Source organism: Streptomyces sp. NPDC001700 (genome assembly GCF_053596435.1).
Window position 1 is genome coordinate 19343 of the sequence record NZ_JBSFGE010000046.1, and the last position, 9234, is coordinate 28576.

Sequence of the window (9234 nt, forward strand, 5' to 3'; positions counted from 1 at the left end):
GTGGGAGAAGTGTTCCTCAACTACCGCACCAAGGATGGGAAGGAAGCCGCGTTCATCTTCGACGAAAAGCTCTCGGCACGGTTCGGAAGTGGAAGCGTGTTCCGCGCCACCAAGTCCATCGAACCCGGCGCCAACTACATCGACACCATGCTGGACGGCGTCCGGCAAAGCAGCGTTCTGCTCGCGCTCATCGGCGAGCTGTGGCTGGACGCCCCCGACCGCAGGCGTGCCGGACGCCGGGCGCTGACCAACCAGGAGGACTGGGTGCGCCGGGAGATCGAGGAGGCATTCGCTCATGGGGTGCTCGTCGTCCCGATCCTTCTCGGGCGAGGGGTGGAACAACTGGACCCACGACGGCTGCCGAAGTCGCTGGGCCGACTGGCCGAGCGGCAGTACGAGCGGTTTTCGCTGCGCAGCGCGGTGACTGATATCAACCGGCTGGCCGACCGTCTCGTCAAACAGGTACCGAGGCTCGCCGACCTCGACAGACATGCTGCCACTCCCGAGGTCAGGAATGAGTCCGGTACGCACCATCACGATCAGCGCGGCGGCATCGGAACGCTCCACGGGACGCTCGGAACGTTCGTCCAGGAGTCCAACGGTCCGCTTCACACCGGCAGCGGGAACCAGCAGATCAACAACGCGCAGTTTCACGGCGAGAACACCAACTACATCGCCGGGGACAACCATGGTGGCGTCCAGTTCGGCTCTCCCCGGCACCGTCGCGAGGATGACGCGTGATGGATGAGACCACACGCACGTACGTCCATGAAGCCCATGGCCCCACGCACACGGGCGATGGCAATCAGTACGTTTACATCGACGCCGCGTCGGCACGTGTGGGCAGCCGTGGCAAGGACCCTCGTACCATCGCTCAGGACCAGCTCGACAACCTCTCGCGACGCTTCGTCCCCCCGAAGGGGTTCAGGCAGGCTCACCAGCTCCTGCTACGTCACGGCACTGTGCTGCTCTCCGGCCCGCCAGGCTGCGGCCGACGTACGGCGGCGCTCATGCTGCTGCACCAATGGGCTGAAGACTCCGGCGGTATCCACGAACTCGACCTCGAGGACGAGCCCCCGTATCTGAAGAATGCTTCCGTCAGCCGGGGCGACAGCATACTGCTGGATCTGTCGGATACCGACGAGATCCGCCACAACGCGGTACACGACGAACTCTCCGGTTTCCGGGCCGAAGCACAGCTGCGCGGGACCCGGCTGGCGATCGTGCTACCACAGGCTGTGGAGCAGCAGCGAAGGACCGACTTCTTAGCATTCACCGCGGAGATCGAACGGCCGGCGGCAACAGATCTCCTCATGCGGCATCTGCGGGTAGACGACATCCGTCCCGCTCTCACCGACCTGGCATCGCCGGACTTGACGCAGTACATGGCGGACGCTGGGGCAGGGGAGCTGGCGAGACTGGCCGACCTCATACGGCGTGCCAGGGACGACGGAGGACCCGCCGACACATTTGCCCAGTGGGCGGAAAAGGCCCTAGCCGCGCTCAACAAACGTGGTGGCGAAGTCAAGACGTTCGTGGCTTCCCATGAGGACGGGTATCAGAGAGCCTTACTGCTGTCCCTGGCCATGTTCCACGAATCCACACCAGACACCGTCTTCCGGGGCGCCACATCCCTGCTCGAGGTGGTGGGCCACCCGGACCGGGAGACCCCTCGACTCAACCACACCGACTTGGCGCGGCAGTTCGCCGACATCGGAGCCGGCGCTGATTCCGACGGTCGGGTCCGATTCCACACCTGGGCTTACGATCCTGCCGTCCGCGCCCACTTCTGGACGTATTTTCCCGACCTACGGGACGACTTCCGGCGGTGGGTACGGAACTGCGTCAGCTGGCTCGGCCAGGACACCCGCACCACGCTGATCGAGCGGTTCGCCGAGCAGGCGCTGCGCACAGACCGCCCCGATGATCTGTGGTGGCTGGCCGAGCAATGGACCAAGCCGGGCTCCTCGGGCGATCTACTGCCGGATGCCACCCAGGTCCTGGCCGAAGGACTGCGGCACGACCGGCATGGCCACCTGTTCCGCCGGAAGATCTACGAATCCTCCCTCATCGCCGACCTGCCCCGATGGCGTAGACACGCCCTCATCACCGTCTGCTCCGACGTGATGGCCGTACGTCACCCGAACCAGGCGCTGGTACGGCTGCACCATTTGGCCCGGAGGGAAGGCAAACCCAGCAAGCGCCGGGCCATGGAGGAGTTACTCACCCTCGCGCAGAACGACAGCCGCCTGTTCCATCGGCTATTGGAACGCATCGACCTCGAGCGCTACCCCGCCGACGCCGAGATCTTTCTTGCCCTCGCCGTCACCGCTTCCCGTACGCGCGCCCTGTACGCGAGCGTGACGGTGCGGACCTTGCTCACCAGGGGCTGGGCAGCGGTACTCCGGGAACGCCCGTGCGAGGAATGGCACAAACCCGTCGAAGGCTGGCTGGACGCCACGACCACGACGGCCACCCATCGTGAAGCACTGCTGGACGTGCTACTCGACGCCTGCGAACGCGCCGAAGTCTTCAATCGTCTCTATGTGATCTCGCGGAACTGGGCCTCGGCCTCGTCCGCTGATCGGGCCCCGCTCGCCCGCCGCTTCGCTCTGAAAATCGATGCCGCCCAGGGCATCCAGACCGAGGAGACCGCCCCATGAGCTCTGGCCACAAGACGATGACTGGCTTCGTCACCGTCATCTGCGCGCTGATCCTGGCCATCGTCGGCCTACTTATGCACTGGCCACTTTGGGTCTGGATCATCATCGCCGTACTGCTCCTGACCGGCTCAGCACTGGCCGCCAGAGCGGTGGAGCCATCCCGTGGGCCGATTCCCCCGGACCGCACGCTGGAACCCGATCTGCCCATACCCGAGCCGGAACGCTGGGAATGTGTCGTGAGCGAGGTGGCGCTGCCCAGCGCCGTACCCGACTACGACTTCCTGTTCTCCGCCACGATCCGGTGGTGCCCCGGTTCCGCCCCCGCCGACGCTCCCTACGTCAACCCAGGCGCGCTCGCCGTCGACGCGGTACTCGACCGGGCACGGCGGATCACCGCGACCCAGCCTCCGCATCGGAGCTCCCTCGCACAGCACCAGCTCAACGGAGCGCTCGGCACGATGGCCGCCGACTCGACCGGGAGGGTGAAAGCGCTCGCGGAGAACGTCACGCTCAGGCTCAGCGAGGCGGACATGGAGCGGCTACACAAACTCTCGACCGTGCGGAAGGACGAGGAGGTCTGGGAACACGAGCGCAACTACGAACGCAATAAGCGCGCGTACCTCGGCGAGGACGTATTGAAGGACCCCGGAAGCGCTGTCGTGTGGTGGATGGCGAAGAACGACGACCACGTCGAGAAGGCCGTCAATCTCATCGGCCCGCTGGCAGAGCTGTCATCGGCCGCGAACAACACGGAGATCCCCGAACGATTCCGGCATCTGGTAGGCGGTCGACCACCAGAGCCCGAGCCGGAATGGACCGACAGCGGCCCCTCACTCGAAGACCTCTTCTTCGATGAGCCCTACAGTACCGAACGTGAGTTCGATGAGGCGGGTGTGACAGATCTGCTGGAACGAGCAATGGACCTGCTGGGGCTAGAAGAAGACTCGGATGGCCGAGCAGTGCTCGGACGGCGGATCGCTGACGCGCTGCGCGCACAAGGCCATGCGGATATCGCGGAAGAAGTGAGGCAGCGCTTCGACGAACCCCCTCCGCCGCCGGAACCGGATCCGGACCTCGACCCCGGCACCTTCGACCCGGACAGCGAGGCCGCCTGACAAGGGCGAAGGCCCGGACGCCGCAGGGGCGTCCGGGCCTTACCGCAAGCCGTGGTCCTTACAGACCGGCCGCCGCGCGGAGGGCGTCGACGCGGTCGGTGCGCTCCCAGGTGAAGTCCGAGTCCTCGCGGCCGAAGTGGCCGTAGGCCGCCGTCTGGGCGTAGATCGGACGGAGCAGGTCGAGGTCGCGGATGATCGCGGCCGGGCGCAGGTCGAAGACCTCGGCGATGGCCTTCTCGATCTTCTCGGCGTCGATCGTGGCGGTGCCGAAGGTCTCGACGAAGAGACCGACCGGCTCGGCCTTGCCGATGGCGTAGGCGACCTGGACCTCGCAGCGCTGGGCGAGGCCCGCGGCGACGACGTTCTTGGCGACCCAGCGCATCGCGTACGCGGCGGAGCGGTCGACCTTGGACGGGTCCTTGCCGGAGAAGGCGCCGCCACCGTGGCGGGACATGCCGCCGTAGGTGTCGATGATGATCTTGCGGCCGGTCAGGCCCGCGTCACCCATCGGGCCGCCGACCTCGAAGCGGCCGGTCGGGTTGACCAGCAGCCGGTAGCCCTCGGTCTCCAGCTTGATGCCGTCCTCGACCAGCTCGTTCAGGACGTGCTCGACCACGAACTCCTTGATGTCGGGAGCGAGCAGCGAGTCCAGGTCGATGTCCGAGGCGTGCTGCGAGGAGACGACGACGGTGTCCAGGCGGACCGCCTTGTGGCCGTCGTACTCGATGGTGACCTGGGTCTTGCCGTCTGGGCGCAGGTACGGGATGGTCCCGTTCTTGCGGACCTCGGACAGGCGGCGGGAGAGCCGGTGCGCCAGGTTGATCGGCAGCGGCATCAGCTCGGGCGTCTCGTCGCACGCGTAGCCGAACATCAGGCCCTGGTCGCCCGCGCCCTGCTTGTCCAGCTCGTCCTCGTCGCCCTCGACCCGCAGCTCGTAGGCGGAGTCGACGCCCTGGGCGATGTCGGGGGACTGTGAGCCGATCGACACCGAGACGCCGCAGGAGGCGCCGTCGAAGCCCTTCTTCGACGAGTCGTAGCCGATGTCGAGGACCTTGTTGCGGACGAGCGTCGCGATATCGGCGTACGCCTTGGTGGTCACCTCACCGGCCACGTGAACCAGACCGGTGGTGATCAGGGTCTCGACGGCGACCCGGGAGGTCGGGTCCTCCTTGAGGAGCGCGTCGAGGATGGAGTCGCTGATCTGGTCAGCGATCTTGTCGGGGTGACCCTCGGTCACGGATTCCGAGGTGAACAGGCGGCGGGACACATCGCTCCCTGGGGTTGCAGCGGCTGCTGGCTGATCATGGGCGGGACCGCCCGGGGGCTGCGCCCGACGCGGTTCCTGGGCCAGTTTATCCGGCGTATCCGCCGGTCGAGTATCCCCGTCTCACAGGACGAGCTGGCCTGACCTGGAACATACCTCGCCTCGAGCTGAAATACAGCAAGGCCTCCATGACAGAAAGCTGTCATGGCCCGAACGGGCGCTCCCGCCTCGATCAACCCACGGTGCCCACAATCCCTACCCACGGAGGGCCAAAGGTCACGCGAATGTCCTGTGAAGATCGCGCGACGGCCGACCGGAGAGCCCGGGGACTCAGCCCAAACGGGCCGCCACCAGATCCCAGACCGTGTCGGCCAGAACCTCCTTCGGGCCGTACGGAACGGGCGTCTCGGTGCCGTCCGCCCCGAGCACCACGGCCTCGTTCTCCTCCGAGCCGAAGGTCTTGTGCTCCCCCACCTCGTTCACCACGAGCAGATCGCAGCCCTTGCGGGCGAGCTTCGTCCGGCCGTTCACCAGAACGTCATCGGTCTCGGCCGCGAAACCGACGACGACCTGGCCGGGGCGGGCGCGCTCGGCGGAGATTTCCGCCAGAACATCCGGGTTGCGCACCAGGGCGACCGGTTCGGGCTCCTGCCCGTCCCGCTTCTTGATCTTTCCCGGGGCGTACTGGGCGGGCCGGAAGTCGGCGACCGCGGCGGCCATCACGACGGCGTCGGCGTCCGCGGCGGCCTTCAGGACCGCCTCCCGCAGCTGGACCGCGGTCCCCACCCGCACCACATCGGCGCCGGCCGGGTCGGGCAGCTCACTGTTGGCCGAGACAAGAGTCACCCTGGCGCCCCGGGCCACGGCGGAGCGGGCCAGGGCGTACCCCTGCTTGCCGGTGGAGCGGTTGCCCAGGTAGCGCACCGGGTCCAGCGGCTCGCGGGTGCCTCCGGCGCTGATCACCACATGGCGTCCGGCCAGGTCCGGGCGGGCCGCCTCGGGCCCGCGGGTCAGCACCCGGCGGCAGACCTCGAAGATCTCCTGCGGGTCCGGCAGCCGCCCCTTGCCGGTGTCCACACCGGTCAGCCGCCCGACGGCGGGCTCGATGACCACGGCGCCGCGGCGGCGCAGGGTCGCCACGTTCTCCCGGGTCGCGGGGTGCTCCCACATCTCGGTGTGCATGGCGGGGGCGAAGACGACCGGACATCGCGCGGTGAGCAGCGTATTGGTGAGCAGGTCGTCGGCGAGGCCGTGGGCGGCCTTGGCGAGCAGGTCGGCGGTGGCGGGGGCGACCACGACCAGGTCCGCGGACTGGCCGATGCGCACATGCGGCACCTCGTGGACGGACTCCCACACCTCGGTGCCCGCCGGATACCCGGAGAGCGCCGACCAGGTCGCCTCGCCGACGAAGTGCAGGGCGGACGCGGTCGGCACGACGCGTACGTCATGCCCGGACTCCGTCAGCCGCCGCAGCAGCTCACACGCCTTGTAGGCGGCGATCCCGCCGCTGACCCCCAGCACGACCCGGGGTGTGTCCGCCTTGGCCATCGCTCGCCTCTTCCCCGCCGTTTACGAAGATACGTACCCATGACACACCACAAGCCCGGCAGCGAGGCCGCCGGGCCGGTGATGAGCGATCTTAAACCTACTGAGCCGGGCCCTCGATGGCCTCGGAGGTCAGCAGACCCGCGTTGATCTCGCGGAGCGCGATCGACAGGGGCTTCTCGTGGACGTGGGTGTCCACCAGGGGGCCGACGTACTCGAGCAGACCCTCACCGAGCTGCGAGTAGTACGCGTTGATCTGACGCGCGCGCTTGGCCGCGTAGATCACGAGGCTGTACTTCGAGTCGGTCGCCTCGAGCAGCTCATCAATCGGAGGGTTGATGATGCCCTCGGGCGCGGTCATGGGAGAGGACACTCTCTAGCCTTCCTTATTACGCCTCATGGCAAGAATGAATTGAAGATCAAGCCACTCGCATCAAGGCTAGCAGCTCAGCCGCCACGTCCTCGACGGAGGTATTGACCAGGGTGGTATCGAACTCGGATTCGGCGGCCAGTTCGATCCGGGCCGCCTCCAGCCGACGCTCGATGACCTCGGGCGCCTCGGTCCCCCGGCCGGTGAGCCGGCGGACCAGCTCCTCCCAGCTGGGCGGGGCGAGGAAGACCAGCTGGGCCTCCGGCATGGACTCGCGGATCTGCCGCGCGCCCTGCAGGTCGATCTCCAGCAGCACCGGCTCGCCCGCGTCGAGCCGGTCGATGACCGCCTCGCGGGGGGTGCCGTAGCGATTACCGGCGAACTCGGCCCACTCCAGCAGCTCACCGTTGGCGATGAGCTTGTCGAACTCTCCGTCGTCCACGAAGAAGTACTGGACACCGTGACGCTCACCGGGGCGGGGCTTACGAGTCGTGGCGGAGACCGAGAGCCAGACCTCGGGGTGTGCTTTGCGCATATGCGCGACGACCGTGCTCTTACCGACCCCGGAGGGGCCGGAGAGCACGGTCAGCCGCGGACGTACTGGATGTGCTGCCATGCAGCAGATTATCCAGGTTCCCGGCGGTGCCGGAAAACGTCAGCCGGCGGCACCGCCGAACTCACGCTCGAGCGATGCGATCTGGTTGGAGCCGAGCCCGCGCACACGACGGCTTTCGGAGATACCGAGCCGCTCCATGATCTGCTTGGCGCGGACCTTGCCGACGCCGGGCAGGGACTCCAGGAGGGCGGAGACCTTCATCTTGCCGATGACATCGTTCTCCTGGCCCTGCTTGATGACCTCATGCAGAGACGCGCCGGAGTGCTTGAGCCGATTCTTGACCTCGGCGCGCTCCCGGCGAGCCGCGGCGGCCTTTTCGAGCGCGGCTGCGCGCTGTTCAGGGGTAAGGGGCGGAAGAGCCACGCCTACGTCACCTCGGATGTCGAACTGATCGGATAGGGACCGGTGAGGAACCTAGTCGGCCCTCACCTGGGGAGCAACGCGCAACGCAACAGCGCGTTCGCTCTCGTCGGAGACTAGCGGCCGATCCCGCTCCAGTCAGCGAGAACAGACGAAAAGTCCTGGTCAGACTCGCTCGACTGGGACATTCATGGACAAAATAGCCCGGTTATTCAGCCACGGCACGCACGTCATCAGCCATTCGGGCCGCCGCCTCGACCAGTGCGGAGGCATCCGGTCCGTACTTCAGGACCCCTCGGCTGACGCTCGGAACGACGTTACGGACCGCCGCGCCGAACACCGCCGGGAGGTCCGCCGGGGTCGCGCCCTGGGCGCCGATGCCGGGCGCCAGCAGCGGCCCGTCGATCGCCAGCTCCGCCCCGATCCGCTCCGCGGTGCCGCCCAGGGTCGCCCCGACGACCGCCCCGTACGAGCCGAGCGCGCCCTGTCCGGCCTCCTCGGCGTTCTCCGCCTTGAGGTGGGCCAGCACGGACGCGGCGACGGTCGTCCCGTCCGGCCGCACCGCGTGCTGCACCTCGGCGCCCTCCGGATTGGTCGTCAGCGCCAGTACGAACACCCCCGCACCGCTCGCCCGCGCGGCGTCCAGCGCGGGGCGCAGCGAGCCGAAGCCGAGGTAGGGGCTGACAGTGACCGCGTCCGAGAACAGCGGGCTGGCGGGGTCGAGGTAGGCGGCGGCGTACGCGGCCATGGTGGACCCGATGTCGCCGCGCTTGGCGTCCATCAGCACCAGCGCCCCGGCGTCCCGCGCGTCCGCCACGGCCCGCTCCAGCACGGCGATGCCGCGCGACCCGAAGCGCTCGAAGAAGGCCGACTGCGGCTTGAGCACGGCGACGCGCCCGGCGAGGGCGTCCACCACGGTCCGCGTGAACCGCTCCAGCCCCGCCACGTCGTCCCCGAGCCCCCAGTCGGCGAGCAGGGAGGCATGCGGATCGATGCCGACACAGAGCGGGCCACGGTCGTCCATGGCCCGGCGCAGGCGCGTACCGAAGGGGGTGGGGGCTGAGGTCGTCATGAGGTCTCTCCTCGGAGTACGTGCGGGATACCGGCTGCCGCCCCCAGCCGGTGCCTCCGGCGTGCGGGGACCAGGGTCCGGGCGGAGATGCCCCCCACCCAGCCCCTCCGGCATGCGGGGAGCAGGGCCCGGGGCGGAGATGCCCCCACCCAGCCCCTCCGGCATGCGGGGAGCAGGGCCCGGGGCGGAGATGCCCCCCACCCAGCCCCTCCGGCGATTGAGGAGCGGG

At 68.1% G+C, this 9234-nt stretch carries 9 protein-coding genes; 3 read left to right on the plus strand and 6 right to left on the minus strand.

The annotated features are described in order from the left end of the window. From ACWC5C_RS41010 to ACWC5C_RS41020, 3 genes are read left to right on the plus strand one after another with little or no spacing between them, the layout of a single operon-like run. Positions 1-741: a toll/interleukin-1 receptor domain-containing protein gene (locus ACWC5C_RS41010; RefSeq protein WP_450884272.1), complete on the plus strand. Its 741-nt coding sequence runs from the start codon at positions 1-3 to the stop codon at positions 739-741. Beyond that, the gene (locus tag ACWC5C_RS41015; protein WP_450884274.1) at positions 741-2663 is read left to right on the plus strand and encodes an nSTAND3 domain-containing NTPase; all 1923 of its coding nucleotides are present in this window, start codon (positions 741-743) and stop codon (positions 2661-2663) included. The genes ACWC5C_RS41010 and ACWC5C_RS41015 overlap by 1 nt, the downstream gene beginning before the upstream one ends. Then, positions 2660-3778 carry a hypothetical protein gene (locus tag ACWC5C_RS41020; protein WP_450884276.1) on the plus strand — a complete coding sequence of 373 codons (1119 nt, stop codon included), beginning with the start codon at positions 2660-2662 and terminating at the stop codon, positions 3776-3778. Before ACWC5C_RS41015 ends, ACWC5C_RS41020 begins: the two co-directional genes overlap by 4 nt. Before the next feature lie 58 nt (positions 3779-3836). Here ACWC5C_RS41020 and metK read toward each other — a convergent pair whose 3' ends face one another. From metK to pyrF, 6 genes are all read right to left on the minus strand, one after another. Next, entirely contained in the window at positions 3837-5045 is a 1209-nt protein-coding gene (gene metK, locus ACWC5C_RS41025; protein ID WP_450884278.1) for a methionine adenosyltransferase, read from the minus strand. Between the two features lie 327 nt (positions 5046-5372). Continuing rightward, a complete protein-coding gene (coaBC, locus tag ACWC5C_RS41030) occupies positions 5373-6590 on the minus strand; it encodes a bifunctional phosphopantothenoylcysteine decarboxylase/phosphopantothenate--cysteine ligase CoaBC (RefSeq protein ID WP_450884280.1) in 1218 nt (405 codons plus the stop codon). A gap of 97 nt (positions 6591-6687) precedes the next feature. After that, positions 6688-6948, minus strand: a complete 261-nt coding sequence (rpoZ, locus tag ACWC5C_RS41035) for a DNA-directed RNA polymerase subunit omega (protein WP_020867048.1) — start codon at positions 6946-6948, stop codon at positions 6688-6690. A 58-nt stretch (positions 6949-7006) separates the two neighbouring features. Continuing rightward, positions 7007-7573: a guanylate kinase gene (gmk, locus tag ACWC5C_RS41040; protein WP_385444587.1), complete on the minus strand. Its 567-nt coding sequence runs from the start codon at positions 7571-7573 to the stop codon at positions 7007-7009. Positions 7574-7612: 39 nt separating this feature from the next. Further along, positions 7613-7936 (minus strand): integration host factor, encoded by a 324-nt coding sequence (locus ACWC5C_RS41045; protein WP_009713618.1) that lies wholly within the window; start codon positions 7934-7936, stop codon positions 7613-7615. A 205-nt stretch (positions 7937-8141) separates the two neighbouring features. Beyond that, on the minus strand, positions 8142-9005 hold the full coding sequence (gene pyrF / locus ACWC5C_RS41050; RefSeq protein WP_450884282.1) for an orotidine-5'-phosphate decarboxylase: 864 nt from the start codon (positions 9003-9005) through the stop codon (positions 8142-8144). Positions 9006-9234 lie beyond the last annotated feature (229 nt).

Coding starts and splice junctions, on each gene's coding strand:
- ACWC5C_RS41015 (WP_450884274.1), top strand. CDS start 741: ATGGATGAGACCACACGCACGTACGTCCATGAAGCCCATGGCCCCACG.
- ACWC5C_RS41020 (WP_450884276.1), top strand. CDS start 2,660: ATGAGCTCTGGCCACAAGACGATGACTGGCTTCGTCACCGTCATCTGC.
- coaBC (WP_450884280.1), bottom strand. CDS start 6,590: ATGGCCAAGGCGGACACACCCCGGGTCGTGCTGGGGGTCAGCGGCGGG.
- rpoZ (WP_020867048.1), bottom strand. CDS start 6,948: ATGACCGCGCCCGAGGGCATCATCAACCCTCCGATTGATGAGCTGCTC.
- gmk (WP_385444587.1), bottom strand. CDS start 7,573: ATGGCAGCACATCCAGTACGTCCGCGGCTGACCGTGCTCTCCGGCCCC.
- pyrF (WP_450884282.1), bottom strand. CDS start 9,005: ATGACGACCTCAGCCCCCACCCCCTTCGGTACGCGCCTGCGCCGGGCC.